We start from the raw sequence: 17,078 nt of genomic DNA, 5'->3' as shown, positions 1-17,078 counted from the left end.
TAAATTTAAAAAGATTAAAAAGTTACATTTAAACCTGCGGTAGATACCAGGGGAATCGCACCTCCTGCATTATCATAGCCAAACGCAGTTGCATCACCACCGTATTCAGCAGTATAGCCTAAATTGTTTTTCCATGTCTTCACATTTTGAACATTGAGGTATACTCTTAAGTTTTTAATCTTTGCCTTTGAAAGTAAACGCTGGCTGAAGTTAAAAGCCAATTGTACGTTCCTGATTCTGAAATAACTTCCGTCTTCAATATTATAGCTGGAGCCGTTGTAGTTAAAGCGATCTCCCTGGCTAAGGATAGGCACCCAGTTGGAAGTTCCTGCACCATGCCATCTATTGATTTTTTCTGCAGAGTAATTTACACGCTGAAACGGAGATTCAAGCGAACCCCAGGTTCTGAAAATCTGGTTACCATAAACGCCGCCCATATCAACCGCCAGGCTTAAACTTTTATAAGTTAAATTAACGGACGTACCATAGGTAAACTTAGGTGTTGGATTACCAATAACAGTTCTGTCATCAGCAGTAATTTTTCCATCACCATTCAAATCTTTAAATTTAAAATCGCCTGGCCTGTAAGCTCCGATAGCAGAGGCAACCGGTGATTTCAAGATGTCAGCATAGCTTTGATATAGCCCCTCTACTTCGTACCCGTAAAAAGAACCGATAGGAAGTCCTGGCTGGGTACGGCTTTCAGCTGATCCATTGTTTTGAAATGCTCTTGAGAAATACCCTGCCACCGTACCTTCAGCAATGCTTAATACTTTGTTTTTTAAGAAGGTAATATTGCCTCCGATATTAACAGAAAAATCACGGTTAACAGCCTGGTTCCAGCTGGCAGAAAATTCTTCACCCCAGTTTCTTAAACTACCACCATTTGTCAGCTGATCCGGCAAACCAATGGAAGCCTTGCTTAGATATGACATCAGGTTATTGGTAGTTTTGTTGAAATAATTGGCTTCAAAATGCAACCTGTTTCTAAAGGCTGACAATTCAAATCCTGCTTCCTGGGCCGAAACGGTTTCCCATTTCAAATCTGGATTAGGCACATAGGAAGGTTGTGCAGCACCATAAATATTGGTGCCAAAAACTGCTGCGATACCTGTATTTAATCTTGGATAAAATGGATAATTGATGGTTAATCCATTGGGGTCTACCGCTGTTTGATTGCCTAACACACCAACAGATCCTTTTAATTTAAGATAGTTTAAAAACGTTTGTCCCTTCATGAAATCTTCCTTGGATATTTCCCATGCGCCTCCAAGTGCCCAGAATTGCTGGTGACGATTTTTTTCGGGGATTTGTGAGGAAGCGTCATCCCGGACAGATGCGTTTAAAAAATACTTTTGCTTGTAATTGTACAATATCCTTCCCAGCATTGAAACTGTTGAATATTCGCTTTGAGAGGAAGATGCCAGTGATGTTGTTGGATCTTCAAAACCATTGGTCATGTACCAGAATCTTTTATCATCAGGTATTGGCAAGGCATTACCGGTAGTATAGGGTTTAGCAACGCCAGACCTGTTGAAGTTGCCGAAATAGTAAGAAGTAAAACCAGCAGTTGCCGTTAAATTATGATCTCCGAAACTTTTTCTGAAGGTAAGGATATGGTCCTGCTGAAATTTTTTGTAAGAGTTGTCATTCTCACTCACCTGTGTTTTTGCACCGTACAGGTAAGGGGTGTTATTTAATGGGTCATAAGCATAATAAAGCGGTGAATATTGCCTGTTATTCACTGTGCTCATATCCGCATAGAAAGTTGATCTGAAATTGAAATATTTAAGGAAATTAATTTCGCCATAAACACTTGCAACAGTTCTAAACTCGATATTAACCTGCTTATTCCATGTATTTTCCAATTCAAGCAATGGATTTACAACACCTGAATTTTGAAGCGCATTATCAAGGCCTGAATACAAATTAACAGTCATGCTATCTCCGCCATAAGGATTCGCTACACTGAAAGGCTTTGTGCCCGCCGAAACCTGCGGCATTACTTTTCTGGCATTGTCCAATACGCTGGTTGCGTTGTAAGGATTATTTTGCCTTGATGCATTGAAGTTGATGCCAATTTTTATGGCTTTATTCACCTTAAACTCATCCCCAAAAGAAAGTAGTATTTTTTCCAGCTTTTCGTGCTTGATAATTCCTTCGTCGGTTAAATATCCCAGCCCGAAGTTGAAACGGTTTTTTTCTGTGCTTCCGGAAATACTCAGGTTATTATTATTAAATTTCCCGGTCCGGGTAACAGCATCAATCCAGTCTGTATTGGCAGTTAAGGCTGAATAGTCTGGAGTAGCAACACCATTATTGGCATTTTCTTCATCAAACAAGGTTTTAAACTGGGTGGCATCTGCAAGCTTAATTTTATCTACCAGTTTTTTTGTTCCGTAAGATGTATTGAAGTTTACTACCACCTGGCCTGCCTTGGCTTTTTTAGTGGTAATAGCAATAACACCTGTGGCGCCTTTTACACCGAATATGGCTAATGAAGAAGGATCTTTCAGTACTTCTATAGACTCAATGTCATTCGGATTGATATAATCAATGTTATCGTTAAAAATACCATCCACTACATATAAAGGATGAACCTGTCCTATACTTACAGTTCCCCTGATCCTGATGTCCGGAGCTGCACCGGGAGTACCATTGTTAACAACTGACAAACCGGCTACCTTTCCCTGCAAAGATGCAACCGGATTAGTATTAGGTTTATCGGCGATATCTTTCCCGGCTACTTTTGTAATTGATCCTGTCAGGTCTCTTTTGCTTGCGCTACCATAACCAATCACCACAACCTCATCCATTTTTTGAGTAGCAGCTTTTAATTTAACATCGATGGTAGTTCTACCTCCTACTGCAATTTCAACTGTTTCGTACCCTACGTAAGAAATTATAAGCGTAGCATTATCGGGTACAGCTAATGAATACTCGCCCGAGGCAACTGTATAGGTCCCTGTTTTATTTCCCTTTACTTTAATGCTGGCTCCTTCGAGTCCTCTTCCGTTTTCATCAGTAATTGTCCCTTTAACAGTAAGATCTTTTACTTCATCGTCCCGCTGGTACAATACAACAAGGTTGTCTTTCATAATTTTATAAGACAAACCTGTACCGGTAAGCAACTTTGTCATCACTTCGGGCAAATCTGCCTCTCTAAAAGTGGCATCAATCTTTTTTGCGACAGGGATCAAATTGTTATTGTACACAAAACGATAATCGCTTTGTTTTTCCACCAGTGACATCGCTTTCGTGAGCTCAATGTTTTTGAGTTTGATGGTAATCTTGTCCTGTCCCTTAGCAGAAACAGTTAGCTGCGTCATAAAAATGAGCAACACCGGGGTCATCAATTTCATAAGCAGTAAAATTTTAAACTTGCTTCGGTTGCCCAAAGCTTGCAGCCGTTTGTTTTTTTTCATATGTTTGTCTTTTGGTTAATGTATACAAAAAGGAAGTTTGATCCACTTGAGCGTTTTTCAAATTTTCCATGTTAGCCTTTCTGAACCCGGGAAATGCGTCAACATTCTCCTGGGTTTTTTTATCTATTTTCTTCCTACATAATTTTATTTTGAAATGGTGATGCGGTTATTGTTTATTTTAAAATTAAATTTAGTAGCCACCTGCAGTGCATGTAATGCTTCAGCCAAAGTCTCTTTTGTAAAAGTCGCCGTAAGAGGTTCGGATTTCAAATTTTCATTTGCAAACTCAATTTCTACTCCATACCATTTCTCCATCTTTAAGGCAACTTCTTCAAACGTTTCGCTGCTGAAAACCAGCCTGTTTTCTACCCACGCTGTTTCTACAATCGTGCTATCCTGCGGCAATACGGTTAAGTGACGCAGTACTATGATATCCTTTGTAATTACCTTATCAGCCATTTTATTGGTTGCCACTGATTTTGCCGGTGCCGTCAATTCTTCATCACTTATAATTAATTTTTCCGACGGCCTCAGCATTATTTTATCCTTCCTGTTTTTTAAAGTCACTTCAATACTGCCCCTTATTAAACTTGTTTCTGTCTTTTTTTCTCCCGGATAACAGCGCACATTAAAAACGGTGCCCAGCACCCTGATGTCCATTTTACTGGTGTGAATAATGAATGGCCGTGCGGCATTTTTTACAACGTCAAAATAGCCTTCGCCTGTTAGAGATACTTCACGAACTGACGCACTGAAATGTTCATTATCGTACATGAGTTTGCTACTGCCATTTAGCCATACCTGAGTACCATCGGGAAGTTGAATTTTAGTGCGGGACCCGTTTTTTGTACTTACTTCGCTTTGCGGGCTCTTTATAGTTTCCTTATTGCCGGAAGCAAATGTCTTTCTATCGTTGTTGAAAAAGATAAAAAAGAACATAACAGTTGCTGCGGCAAAAATACATGCGGCAAGCAATTTTCTAATTTTTTTTCCGTGATATGCCCGGTAATTGTTCTCCGGTTCTTCGTCAGTGTTATTTGCAGCCAGGTCATATCCCCCTGCTTTCATCCGGTTTAAATGCAGATGATAGGTAGCTTCCAAAAAATCAATATCGTGTTCAGCGAATACATTCCAATATTCCTCCAGCAACTCTGCCGAAATCTGCTGATCGGGAAATTTTTTGAGTAATTCAGTCAGTTCAGTCAATTCAGAAGCTGTGGATTCTCCAGCAAGTTTTCTTGACAGTAATGTGGAAATTCTCTCGATGCTCATATCTTGTATCTTGTTAGAGACAGGAAAAGATAAAATCCCCTATGAATGTTAAAAAAAAATTAACAATTAGTTGGACGAAGGCTTTTTGACGGGAATATTTAATACAGCAGCTAGTTTTTTCACCGCAGTGGCCATCTGATTATCTATTGTCTTGATGCTTAGATTCAGCAATAACGCAATTTCTTTATACTTTAATTTATCTTCTTTGGCCAGCTTAAAAATTATTTTGCAGCGTTGTGGAAGTGTTTCAATGGCAGCATCAATTTTAAAAGAAAGTTCGTGATTAAGTAACCGGGTTTCTGCGTTTTCATCCGGGGAGGCAAACTCCACCTGCAACTCATCAAGTGAAAAAACCGCCGCTTTTTTGTGTTGGCTCAATTTTCTGACCGAATTATTGCGTACGCTGGTGTACAGATACATTTTAAGGTCTTCAATGGCACACAATTGCTTGCGCTTCACCCATAAATCCAGAAAAATATCTGATACTATTTCTTCGGCCGTTTCTTTTGACTTAATTATGGAATAGGAAAAACTCTTTAAAGGCAGGAAATAGTGGAAAAATAATTTTTTGTAGGCAGCTTCGTCTTCATACTCAGCGATGCGTTGCTGCAGTTCGTAAATATCTTTTGAGCCTAAATCGTTTTTTCTGTTCATGGCAAACAAATCGAGGGCGAAGTTAGTACTTAATTTGCTTTAGAGATAAAATTGTATATAGCATACCCAAATTTAATTGAGCTTTATAAAAAAAGCCTCCAATAAATTGAAGGCTTTCATTGTTGTTTTCGTTTTTTATACTTCTTCAGCACCTTCAACCAAAACTGTCGTTTTGTTATTCAGTACCTCAGCAAACCCGCTTTGTATGGTAAAAAGCATGGTTGTATTTTTATCTTTTAAAATTTTAAGTTTACCTGCTTTTAAAGCACTTACCATAGGCGCATGTTTGTCCAATACTTCAAACAAACCGGTAATGCCGGGCAACTGTATACCATACACATCGCCACTAAATAATTTCTTTTCGGGTGTTAAAATTTCGAGAGTCATACCCCTGTCCCCTAAAGGGGGAACTTGGTTTGTTAGTTAATAATTATTTTTTTACCATTTTAAAAGGAGGAGGTTAAGCCTGCGCTGCTGCCATCAGTTTCTTACCTTTTTCAATCGCATCCTCCAAAGTGCCTACCAGGTTAAATGCCGCTTCAGGATATTCATCCACTTCACCATCCATAATTGAATTAAATCCACGGATGGTATCTTCTATTGGTACCAATACACCTTTTAAACCTGTAAACTGTTCAGCCACAAAGAAAGGCTGACTCAGGAAACGCTGTACTTTACGTGCCCGGGATACGGTTAATTTATCTTCGTCGCTTAACTCATCCAAACCAAGGATGGCAATGATATCCTGCAATTCTTTATAGCGCTGTAAAATTAATTTTACCCTGTTGGCTGTGTTGTAATGTTCATCACCTACAATTAACGGAGTTAAAATCCTTGACGTAGAATCCAGCGGATCTACCGCAGGATAAATACCCAAATCCGCAATTTTACGACTCAATACCGTAGTGGCATCCAAGTGAGCAAAAGTTGTTGCGGGAGCCGGATCCGTTAAATCATCCGCCGGTACATAAACCGCCTGAACAGAAGTAATAGAACCATTTTTTGTAGAAGTAATTCTTTCCTGCATCAAACCCATTTCTGTAGCCAATGTAGGCTGGTATCCTACCGCTGAAGGCATACGTCCCAACAAAGCCGATACTTCAGAACCTGCCTGTGTAAAACGGAAGATGTTATCAACAAAGAACAAAATATCTTTTCCCTGGCCGGTACCATCTCCATCACGGAAATATTCCGCTACGGTCAGTCCGCTCAAAGCCACACGGGCACGGGCGCCTGGCGGTTCGTTCATTTGTCCAAATACAAAAGTTGCTTTTGATTCTTTCAGGTCTTCCATATTCACAGCACTCAAATCCCATCCACCTTCTTCCATACTATGTTTAAACTTCTCGCCGTAGTTCATAATACCGGCTTCAATCATTTCCCTCATCAGGTCATTTCCTTCCCTGGTTCTTTCTCCCACACCTGCAAACACCGAAACGCCACTGTATGCTTTCGCAATATTATTAATCAATTCCTGAATCAATACTGTTTTACCCACACCGGCACCACCAAACAAACCAATTTTACCCCCCTTTGCGTATGGCTCAATCAGATCGATTACTTTAATACCGGTAAATAAAATTTCATTGGCTGTACTCAGGTCTTCAAATAATGGTGGCTTGGCATGTATCGCACGTCCGCCCACTTTGCTAACCTGTGGTAAACCATCAATCGCATCTCCGGTTACATTAAATAAACGACCCTTAATCGCATCACCCACCGGCATTGAGATAGGAATACCGGTATCAACTACAGCCATACCACGCACCAAACCTTCGGTACCGTCCATTGCAATAGTACGTACGCTGTCTTCACCTAAATGCTGCTGTACTTCAAGCACCAGCAAATCGCCATTTTCACGGGTTAGCTGCAATGCGTTTAGAATTTCAGGGAGTTTGCTGCCACTGTCAAACTGTACGTCAACTACGGCACCAATGATCGATTTTATTTTGCCTGTATTGGCCATAAATCAAATTTTATTGTAATGAGGTGTTTTTTCAGAGCGCAAAGGTAAGGGTTGCAAAGTAATTTTTGAAATTCGACAATCAATATTTTAGCAGGCCATTTTAATCGGTGAAATAGTTTGAAAAATGTGCTTTGGCGTGTTCCCGCATTTCGATGTTATAAAATGCTTAAGGCCGGTAAATTTAGTTGATGCTGTTTTTCGCTGGGATATTTTGGAGTAAATCATACCGGCATTTAATTTTATCATTGCATTTTAAAATATACTTTAACCCGGTTCGTTAGCCCAAAAACAATATACCATTTGTCTTTTTCAAAAAAAATAGTTAGCCGTTTATTTTTAATACTAAACTTTTTAACGGTTTTTATTTACCTGCTCACCTGCCTGGTTCCATATATAGACCCCGGCAGATACTGGTTTGTAAGTATCCTGGGTCTTGCATTTCCGTTGCTATTTTTTGCTGTGATTACTTTTCTTGCTGGCTGGATTGTCGCCAGGTCAAAATGGATGCTGATTTCTTTCATTGCCCTGCTGCTAAGTTTTCAGCAGGTAAAGGTTGCCTTTGGCTGGCATTATTTTCAACCTTTTTCAGCAACAAAACCGCAGGAAACTTTACGGATTTTATCCTGGAATGTGTCCAGTTGGGACGAGCTGAATAAGGTACAAAAAGGCGGCACCAGCTACCGGCCACTCATGATGGCAGAGGTGAAGAAATACAATGCGGATATATTGTGTTTCCAGGAGTTTCTGGAAACCCGCAATCTGGAATTGTTTGATCCCACTATTCCTGAAATCAGGCAAATGGGTTATCCCTACCACTATTATATACCCAGTTACAGCGAAAAAAAATATAGTGAAATGGGGATGGTCATTTTTTCTAAATACCCCATTACAAATACAGGCGTGCACGATTTCGGCGACGAAGAATCTGTTCAGCAATTGATTTATACTGACATTGATTACAATGGAAAGCCAATACGTGTATTTAATGTTCACCTTCAATCGGTAAGATTTGGCGAAAAGGAATACAAAAGTCTTGACCTGATCAAACACAGTGAGAAGGACGGACTGAAGGATTCAAAAACAATTATCAGCAAATTAAGGAGGGGCTACCGGTTCCGTGGAAACCAGGCTGATATTGTAAATGATTTTGTACAAAAAAGTCCTTACCCGGCTATACTCTGCGGAGACTTTAATGATGTGCCGAACTCCTATACCTATTTTACCATTAAAGGAAATATGCAGGATGCTTTTTTACAAAAAGGCAGCGGTATAGGCAGAACATTCAGGCATATATCCCCTACGCTGCGTATAGACTACATATTTTCGGATAAAAAATTTACCGTTGACCAATATCAAAGACTAACTGTTCCCTGGTCGGATCATTTTGGCATTATGGCTGATATGAGTTTTTAAAGTGGCTGGTTGCTATTCCCAAGTGTGCATTGCCTTAACTACATTTGCGTTTTACCTTATAATATGATGCAGCTAATTCCCGTAAACGATTCTAAAACCGCCCGACAATTTTTACAGGTTGCAGTGCAACTATATAAAAACGACGTCAACTGGATCCGTCCGCTGGACAAGGATATTGAGGAGGTATTTGATGCAAAAAAAAACAAGGCTTTTCGTTTTGGTGAAGCGGCCCGCTGGATTTTACTGGACAACGATCATAATTTAATTGGCCGTATCGCCGCTTTTGTGAATAGTAAATATAAAAATAAAGGGGATGATGTGCCGGTTGGAGGCATTGGCTTTTTTGAATGTATCAATAACCAGCATGCCGCCGATCTTTTGCTGGATAATGCCAAACACTGGCTGATGCAAAAAGGAATGGAAGCAATGGACGGACCTATTAATTTTGGTGAGCGGGACCGTTGGTGGGGACTTGTAACAGAAGGTTTTACCGAGCCAATGTATTGCATGAATTATAACCCGCCATATTACCGGCAGTTATTTGAGAACTACGGATTTAAACTGTTTTTTAATCAACTGTGTTTTGGCATGCATCCCAAGGATGTTTTAAGTGCCAAAATGTTTGAAAGACATGCCCGCTTTGGCGCAGACCCCGAATTTACAGCAACATATATCGACAAAAATAAGCTGGAGAAATTCGCTGCAGATTTTGCAACAGTTTACAATAAGGCCTGGGCTGGGCACGGCGGCTTAAAGCAAATGCCCAAAGAGCAGGCATTGCTGTTATTTAAAAAGATGAAACTGGTAATGGACGAGCGGATTGTCTGGTTTGCCTATCACAAAAATGACCCCATCGCCATATTTATAAATCTGCCCGATTTAAACCAATGGTTTAAGCACCTGGACGGCAAATTTGGATTGCTCCAAAAGCTGCAATTTTTATGGCTGAAAAAATTTAGTCCCAATAAAAAATTTTGTGGCATCGTATTCGGCGTAGTGCCGGAGTGGCAGGGGCACGGTGTTGATGCATATATTGTTGTGGAAGCAGCTAAAGTAATACAAACACCCTCGCTTCCCTATAAGGAATATGAAATGCAGTGGATTGGCGATTTCAATCCTAAAATGGTCAACATAGCCCAAAGCCTGGGAGAAGTTTTTCAAAGCCGTAAGCTTACTACCTACCGCTATTTATTTGACAGAACAAAAGAATTCAAACGACATCCTATGCTGGCCTAGCTTGATTTAACCCGTTGAAACTACTTTCCTTTTAATAATTATCTTTTCAAAAAAGGCTATTAATCGTAATTTGCACGCATGGATAAATTTGTAGTATCGGCAAGAAAATACAGGCCGCAAAATTTTTCAACTGTGGTGGGGCAGGCGCATATTACTACCACGCTGAAAAATGCTATTAAAAATAACCAGCTGGCGCACGCCTTTTTATTTTGCGGACCAAGAGGTGTGGGTAAAACTACCTGTGCCAGGATATTGGCTAAAACAATCAACTGCGAAAATCAAACTAAAGACGGGGAAGCCTGCAATGTATGCAACAGCTGCATTTCTTTTGATGCCGGCACTTCTTTAAATATACATGAACTGGATGCTGCCAGCAATAACTCCGTAGATGATATCCGCAGCCTGGTGGAGCAGGTGCGCTTTGCGCCACAGGCGGGTAAATACAAGGTATATATAGTAGATGAGGTCCACATGCTAAGTTCATCTGCATTCAACGCATTTCTAAAAACGCTGGAAGAACCTCCTCCCTATGCCATCTTTATTTTAGCAACCACTGAAAAACATAAAATACTACCTACTATTTTAAGCAGGTGCCAGATATTTGATTTTAAGCGCATCACCAACAATGATACGGTTGAACACCTGCAAGAAATCTGCGATAAAGAATCAATAAAAGCAGACAAGGCTGCACTGCATGTAATTGCGCAAAAAAGCGAAGGCTGCATGCGGGATTCCCTGAGTATCCTGGATAAGATTGTAAGCTTTACAAACGGCGCCGTGACTTATACCAATACGCTGGAGCACCTGAACATCCTGGATGAAGATTATTATTTTAAACTGCTGGATTATTTGCAGCAGCAGGATTTAAGCAGTGCTTTGCTGATGTATGATGAAATTAACCGGAAAGGTTTTGAAGGAGATACGGTACTGGATGGCTTTTCAGAATTTTTGCGCAATCTGCTGGTAAGCCGGGATGCAAAAGTGGCTATGCTGCTGGAAGTAGCGGAAGATTTTAAACAAAAATATTTACAAACAGCCCAAAAAATACCAGCGGCATTTATCATCAGTGCTTTAAATATTTTAAACGAAAGTGAGCTGAATTATAAACAATCCCGCAACAAACGCCTGCATGTAGAGCTCACTATTATTAAGCTCAGCTATTTGCAGCAGGCCTTGGAACTGGTAAACAACGATGGCGTTGTAAGTAAAAAAAAACTGATTGATGGTGCAAAAACCATTGCTTTCCGTGCGCTGCCGATTGAAAAATTAAAGCCATCATCTGTTGAAAAGCATGGTGAACAAGAAGCACAACTTAAGCAACCCGTAAACCGGCAACCGCAGGCAGAAGCAAAATTGATCATTGAAGAACCATCACCGGTAATAAAAAAGTCATCTCCTTATAAGGCGCCGGGCAATACTTCAAATGCAACTGCAGCCAGGGCTGCAAAACCTACACTAGGTTCACTTAGCAAAATACGCCAGCAAATAGCGCAACAAAATCAAAACGGCAGCAACGAAGCCGTGCGAATAACTGAAGACGAACTGTATGTTTGCTGGGGCCTGTTTATTGAAAAGCTGCGAAATAAAAGTAATTTTTCGGCGGTAACTAATTTTAAAGCCGCAGAGCTGAAGGTTATTGACAACAACACCATCGAAATCATTACCCAGGGCGAAATACACAAAGCTTTTATTGAAGTTGAACGTGCAGATCTGGTTACCCACCTGCAGCAACATTTCAATAACCGTTTGCTTACATACCAGGTGTTGGTAATAGAAAAAGAAGATACCGCGGTTGAAACAGATGTTCCGCTGACAAGAAAACAGCAGTACCTGAAAATCATAGAAGAGTACCCGCTGGTTAAAGAGCTGAAAGAAAGATTGAAACTGGAACTGGATTAACATATAATTTCACATTCATGTTAACAGCTCCGGATTCAAAGTCCCTTTGACACGGTGTCTTTTGTTTCAGAAGTTTTGCTTGTCTGAAACAAATGCTTTTTATTGCAACAATTGGAAATGCGCTAACGAACAATGGTTGATTTCCCTTTTTTGCATTAATTTCGACCTTCAATTAAAAAAACAAACAGAAATTATTTATTATGGCAGAAGTGATACGCATGCCGCTGTTGAGCGATACTATGACGGAAGGAAAAATAGTAACCTGGAATAAAAAAGTAGGCGATAAAGTAAAGAGTGATGACGTGCTGGCAGATGTGGAAACCGACAAAGCTACCATGGAAGTGACGGGCTATGTGGACGGCACTTTGCTTTATATTGGCGTACCTGCAGGACAGGCTGCTAAAATAAACCAGATTATTGCCATCGTAGGTAAGGAAGGTGAGGATTATAAAGCCCTGCTGGAAGGCGATAACAAGACTGCTGCACCGGCAGCGCCTGCCGCAGATAGCAAAGCTGCAACACCAGCTGCTACCACACTTGCACCTGAGACCAAATCTCAAAAAGTTGCGCTGCCTGCCGGTGCAAAAGAAATAAGAATGCCTTTGTTAAGCGATACAATGACGGAAGGAAAGATTGTATCCTGGAATAAAAAAGTGGGCGACCAGGTAAAAAGTGATGATGTACTCGCAGATGTAGAAACCGATAAAGCCACTATGGAAGTGGTAGGTTATGAAGAAGGTACTTTATTATACATTGGAGTGGAAGCTGGTAAAGCTGCCAAGATAAATGAAATTATTGCCATAGTTGGTAAACCGGGAACGGATGTGAGCGCATATGTTGCTGCAGAAAAATCTGGTGCCAATGCAGAAGTGGCCTCAGCTCCTGTTGCTACAGAGGCTGCGACCGCTCCTGCTGATCAAGCTGCTCCGCAGGTTGCAGAAAATGCTTCGCCTGACCAGCGCATTAAAGCTTCTCCACTTGCTAAAAAACTGGCCGCCGATAAAGGAATAGATTTATCAAAAGTAAACGGCAGCGGGGATAATGGCCGCATCACCAAAAAAGACATAGACAACTATACGCCCGCTGCTGCACCTGCAAAAACAGCTGCAGAGCCTGCCTCGGCGCCTGCTGCGACCGCACCTGCATTTACCGCAGTTGGGCAGGAAGGATACACTGACACGCCGCTAACACAAATGCGTAAAGTTATAGCCCGTCGTTTAAGCGAAAGCAAATTTGCAGCGCCGCATTTTTATCTTACCATGGAAATTAACATGGACAACGCCATGACTGCAAGAACAGCCATGAACGAAGTTAGCCCTGTAAAAATCTCCTTTAACGATATGGTGATAAAAGCAAGTGCGATGGCACTGCGCCAGCATCCGGATGTGAACAGCAGCTGGATGGGAGATTTTATCCGCCACAACCAGCACATTCATATTGGTTCTGCACTTGCATTACCTGAAGGGCTGATTGTTCCGGTGATCCGCTTTGCAGATCAGAAATCTTTATCACAGATAGCGGCTGATGCTAAAGAACTTTATGGTAAAGCAAAATCCAAAAAATTACAGCCAAACGAATTTAGTGGCAATACATTTACCATTTCCAACTTGGGAATGATGGACATTGAAGAATTCACCGCCATCATTAATCCGCCGGACAGCGCCATTTTAGCAGTGGGCGCTATTAAGGAAAAAGTTGTTAAAAAAGGGGATGGTTTTGCTGTGACCAATGTGATGAAACTAACGCTGAGCTGTGATCACAGAAGTGTGGACGGTGCAGTGGGAGCATCTTTTTTACAAACACTTAAGAAATTTTTAGAAAACCCGGTTACCATGCTGGTATAATTTAAAATAAAATAGCTCAAAAGCGTTGGCAATTAAGCCAACGCTTTTTTTTTGCCGGGTCAAAATTATTTTTTCAATATATTTTGAAAGTTCAGGAATATATTTTAGCTTTAACATATGAAATTAACCGAAGCAAAGCAACAATTTATCAGCAGCTGGGGCGCCTTTGGTAGCCAGTGGGGTATTAACCGCACGATGGCACAAATACATGCATTGCTGATGGTGAGCCCGGATCCGCTTACCCAGGAAGATGTAATGGAGCAGCTGAATGTAAGCCGTGGTAATGTGAATATGAATATGCGTGACCTGATTAGCTGGGGACTGGTTGACAGGGTTTTGATACCTGGAGAAAGGAAAGAATATTTTTCAGCCGAAAAAGATACCTGGAAGATAGCAACACAAATTATACAGGAAAGAAAGAAACGGGAACTTGACCCCATGCTGAAATTACTGGGTCAGCTGGAAAAAATTGAAGGCGATAAGAAAGATAAAAATGTGAAACAATTTGTTGATACGGTAAGCGGCATCCGGAAATTCGGCAACCAGGCAGAAAAAATGCTGGACATGATGGTAAAGGCGGACGAAAACTGGTTTTTAAGCGGGTTGATGAAATTGTTTAAATAGATCAGCAACTCCAACTAAACAAGCTGCACTGCAGCTTTTATTTGGATACAAACTTTCAAATATTTCTGAAATTATAAAATATACAATCATTAAAAGTATTAAGAAAATAGATTTTTGGATAAGTTCGTGTTTAATTATTTTTTTCACCATAGTTACTTTATTAAAAACTGAAAGGCCCATTGTTGACTAGAATTTTTTAACCGGTTACTTCGTTGTGGGCGGCTGGCAGGTTAGCAGTATGATTGTTCACGCATTCAATCATTGGTTTACTTACAATAAAGGCAAGCGCTATGCATATCATTGGATTACATTTATAAGTATAGTCACAATGCCACTGGGTTCATTTGTTATTTTAGTATTTACAGCACCATTTATGGCGATTTGGTATACCTGGATATGTTATGAAGAAGTGTATATAAAAATGCAACGGCCGCTGGCATTACTTAAGTAATATTTACACTTCAAAATATATCATGCAAGTCTCAAAAATAACAATTCTGCCAATCTTTAAATTAGCTGCAATAGCATTTTGTATTGCTGTGACAGCCTTCACCTTAAGCCATTTTGCCTTGCTGATTCAGCATCTTATTGTAATAAAATATAACTGGCAGTTTGAGCTTTTCATGATTACAGGCATGATGTTGTTCCAGTTTCCGTTGATTTATAAAAAACCCAATTCACTAAAGCTGGATTACTATTTCAACCTTTTGATGATATCATTCATTGGGGCTGTTTTACTCTGGCCGTTATTGCGCATCAATCTCGTTTACCAAATAAACGATATGGTAAACCTCGCCTACTTTTTTGCTATCGTTCTCGTTCTCTTTTTTGTACATAAGCGGGTAGTTGCTACATTATCGCTGCCGGAAATGCTCTCTTACACCTGGGTATTTTACCGCTTTATTGTTTTACTTTTTATACTTTTAAAATGAAAGAAAAAATTATTATTGCCGGTGGAACAGGTTTCATCGGAAATTATCTCAGGGAAAGATTCAATGCGTTGGGTTTCGATGTTAAAATAATTTAGAGACATCCTGATCATGTTAAATGGACCGACACAACGGCAATTATTAAGGCACTTGAAAATGCAGCTATACTGGTTAATTTAGCCGGAAAATCTGTTGACTGCAGATACAATGACCAAAATAAAAAAGAGATTCTCGACTCAAGAATAAACACCACCATTGCCCTGGGTGATGCCATATTAAAATGTAAGAATCCGCCGAAACTCTGGATCAATTCAAGTACAGCAACAATTTACCGGCATGCAGAAGACAGGCCAATGACAGAATCTGCAGGTGAGATTGGTAGCGGATTCTCGGTGAATATTGCCACCAGCTGGGAGAAAGCATTTTTCGGTTTCGAATTAAAGAACACAAGGCAGGTCGCATTAAGGATGGCGATCGTATTAGGCAAAGATGGAGGCGTTCTAAAACCATTGAAAAGATTGGTTCAATTTGGCCTTGGGGGTAGGCAGGGAACCGGGAGACAGATGTTTAGCTGGATACATGTAGAAGATATTTTTGAAATAATCTTGTTTTTAAAAAAACATACAATTTTGGAAGGTGTATTCAATGTGTCGGCACCTAATCCCGTAAATAATTATACACTAATGAAATCATTACGCAATAATATGAAGGTGAGGTTTGGCGCACCAGCTCCCGTATGGCTGCTTCGGATAGGAGCTGTTATTATCCGCACTGAAACAGAATTGATTTTGAAAAGCAGGTGGGTTGTCCCGGAAAGATTATTAGCCTGCGGCTACATATTTAAATTTGAACAGCTGGATCATGCACTTAATGACATTTTGGACGGACATTAAATCCACGGGTATAATTCATTCACGGATGTAACTTTGCTGGCAAATGAAATCAACCTCCATCATCTTATTCGACGGCGTTTGTAATTTATGCAACGGGGCTGTGCAGTTCATCATTCGTCACGACCCCAATGGTAAATTCTTATTTGCTTCTTTACAAAGTGAAGCGGGCCAGCAACTATTGCGACAACATCAATTACCCGCTGATGAATTTTCTTCATTCATCCTGGTGCAGCATAATAAAATTTACACAAAATCGACAGCAGCGCTGTATGTTGCCAGGCAAATAAGGGGTGCCTGGTGCTGTTTATATATTTTTATAATTGTTCCTCGGTTTTTACGGGATGCAGTATACAACTGGATAGCGCAAAACCGCTACCGTTGGTTTGGAAAGAAAGAAACCTGCATGATTCCAACGCCTGAATTAAAAGCAAGATTTTTGCCCTGATGATAATCTTGTTTAAGCAACATTTTGTAAATGTATTCTGCTTCATGACGCGTACAGCAGCAACTATCTTGTTGTAAAATTTTGTAATTTTAAGTATGCAAAAGAAAAAAACGCTCGTTATTGGCGCTTCAGAAAATCCGGCACGGTACAGTTACCTTGCAGTGAAAAAGTTAACGGCAAATCAGCACCCCGTGGTGGCGTTAGGCATAAAAAAAGGCAGCATCGGTAATACAATAATTGAAACTGAAAAAAAACCTCTTGACGATATTGATACCGTAACACTTTACATCAATCCTGCCCGGCAACCGGACTATTATGATTACATTATCTCACTACACCCCAACAGGATTATTTTTAACCCAGGCACTGAAAATGAAACGCTGGAAGAGCTGGCACACAAAAACAACATTGCCACCCAGGAAGCCTGTACACTGGTATTATTAAGCACTGGTCAGTATTGATGCATATAGTATCTATC

Annotated in this window: 14 protein-coding genes; 9 read left to right on the top strand and 5 right to left on the bottom strand. The window is 40.3% G+C overall.

Translation table 11 applies throughout. The annotated features are described in order from the left end of the window. Nucleotides 1-14: 14 nt before the first annotated feature. From JWR61_RS01000 to atpD, 5 genes are all read right to left on the bottom strand, one after another. A complete protein-coding gene (locus JWR61_RS01000; protein WP_301926012.1) occupies nucleotides 15-3,362 on the bottom strand; it encodes a TonB-dependent receptor in 3,348 nt (1,115 codons plus the stop codon). 207 nt (nucleotides 3,363-3,569) lie between these two features. After that, nucleotides 3,570-4,697 (bottom strand): FecR family protein, encoded by a 1,128-nt coding sequence (locus JWR61_RS00995; protein ID WP_301926011.1) that lies wholly within the window; start codon nucleotides 4,695-4,697, stop codon nucleotides 3,570-3,572. Nucleotides 4,698-4,763: 66 nt separating this feature from the next. Beyond that, entirely contained in the window at nucleotides 4,764-5,351 is a 588-nt protein-coding gene (locus JWR61_RS00990) for an RNA polymerase sigma-70 factor (protein ID WP_301926010.1), read from the bottom strand. A gap of 135 nt (nucleotides 5,352-5,486) precedes the next feature. After that, a complete protein-coding gene (atpC, locus tag JWR61_RS00985) occupies nucleotides 5,487-5,738 on the bottom strand; it encodes an ATP synthase F1 subunit epsilon (protein ID WP_290339083.1) in 252 nt (83 codons plus the stop codon). Nucleotides 5,739-5,811: 73 nt separating this feature from the next. Next, on the bottom strand, nucleotides 5,812-7,317 hold the full coding sequence (gene atpD, locus JWR61_RS00980; RefSeq protein WP_290339082.1) for a F0F1 ATP synthase subunit beta: 1,506 nt from the start codon (nucleotides 7,315-7,317) through the stop codon (nucleotides 5,812-5,814). Nucleotides 7,318-7,617: 300 nt separating this feature from the next. Between atpD and JWR61_RS00975 the strand changes: the two genes are divergently transcribed. The 9 genes from JWR61_RS00975 to JWR61_RS00935 all read left to right on the top strand — a co-directional run bounded on the left by JWR61_RS00975 (nucleotide 7,618) and on the right by JWR61_RS00935 (nucleotide 17,061). Continuing rightward, nucleotides 7,618-8,730 (top strand): endonuclease/exonuclease/phosphatase family protein, encoded by a 1,113-nt coding sequence (locus JWR61_RS00975; RefSeq protein WP_301926009.1) that lies wholly within the window; start codon nucleotides 7,618-7,620, stop codon nucleotides 8,728-8,730. Nucleotides 8,731-8,793: 63 nt separating this feature from the next. Continuing rightward, the gene (locus JWR61_RS00970) at nucleotides 8,794-9,966 is read left to right on the top strand and encodes a hypothetical protein (protein ID WP_301926008.1); all 1,173 of its coding nucleotides are present in this window, start codon (nucleotides 8,794-8,796) and stop codon (nucleotides 9,964-9,966) included. Between the two features lie 78 nt (nucleotides 9,967-10,044). Beyond that, nucleotides 10,045-11,865, top strand: coding sequence for a DNA polymerase III subunit gamma/tau (locus JWR61_RS00965; protein WP_301926007.1), 1,821 nt, complete (start codon nucleotides 10,045-10,047; stop codon nucleotides 11,863-11,865). A gap of 200 nt (nucleotides 11,866-12,065) precedes the next feature. Further along, a complete protein-coding gene (locus tag JWR61_RS00960; protein ID WP_301926006.1) occupies nucleotides 12,066-13,709 on the top strand; it encodes a pyruvate dehydrogenase complex dihydrolipoamide acetyltransferase in 1,644 nt (547 codons plus the stop codon). A 117-nt stretch (nucleotides 13,710-13,826) separates the two neighbouring features. Beyond that, a complete protein-coding gene (locus JWR61_RS00955) occupies nucleotides 13,827-14,333 on the top strand; it encodes a GbsR/MarR family transcriptional regulator (protein ID WP_290339077.1) in 507 nt (168 codons plus the stop codon). 473 nt (nucleotides 14,334-14,806) lie between these two features. Then, nucleotides 14,807-15,265, top strand: a complete 459-nt coding sequence (locus JWR61_RS00950; protein WP_301926005.1) for a hypothetical protein — start codon at nucleotides 14,807-14,809, stop codon at nucleotides 15,263-15,265. A 134-nt stretch (nucleotides 15,266-15,399) separates the two neighbouring features. Next, on the top strand, nucleotides 15,400-16,155 hold the full coding sequence (locus JWR61_RS00945; RefSeq protein WP_367881784.1) for a TIGR01777 family oxidoreductase: 756 nt from the start codon (nucleotides 15,400-15,402) through the stop codon (nucleotides 16,153-16,155). A gap of 43 nt (nucleotides 16,156-16,198) precedes the next feature. Beyond that, entirely contained in the window at nucleotides 16,199-16,600 is a 402-nt protein-coding gene (locus JWR61_RS00940; RefSeq protein ID WP_301926004.1) for a thiol-disulfide oxidoreductase DCC family protein, read from the top strand. Between the two features lie 95 nt (nucleotides 16,601-16,695). Beyond that, nucleotides 16,696-17,061, top strand: a complete 366-nt coding sequence (locus JWR61_RS00935; RefSeq protein ID WP_301926003.1) for a CoA-binding protein — start codon at nucleotides 16,696-16,698, stop codon at nucleotides 17,059-17,061. The last annotated feature ends 17 nt before the right edge of the window (nucleotides 17,062-17,078 follow it).

Source organism: Ferruginibacter sp., from assembly GCF_028288465.1.
GTDB lineage: Bacteria > Bacteroidota > Bacteroidia > Chitinophagales > Chitinophagaceae > Ferruginibacter.
Note: the sequence above shows the minus strand (reverse complement) of the source record. Positions and strands in the feature narration are given on the sequence as shown.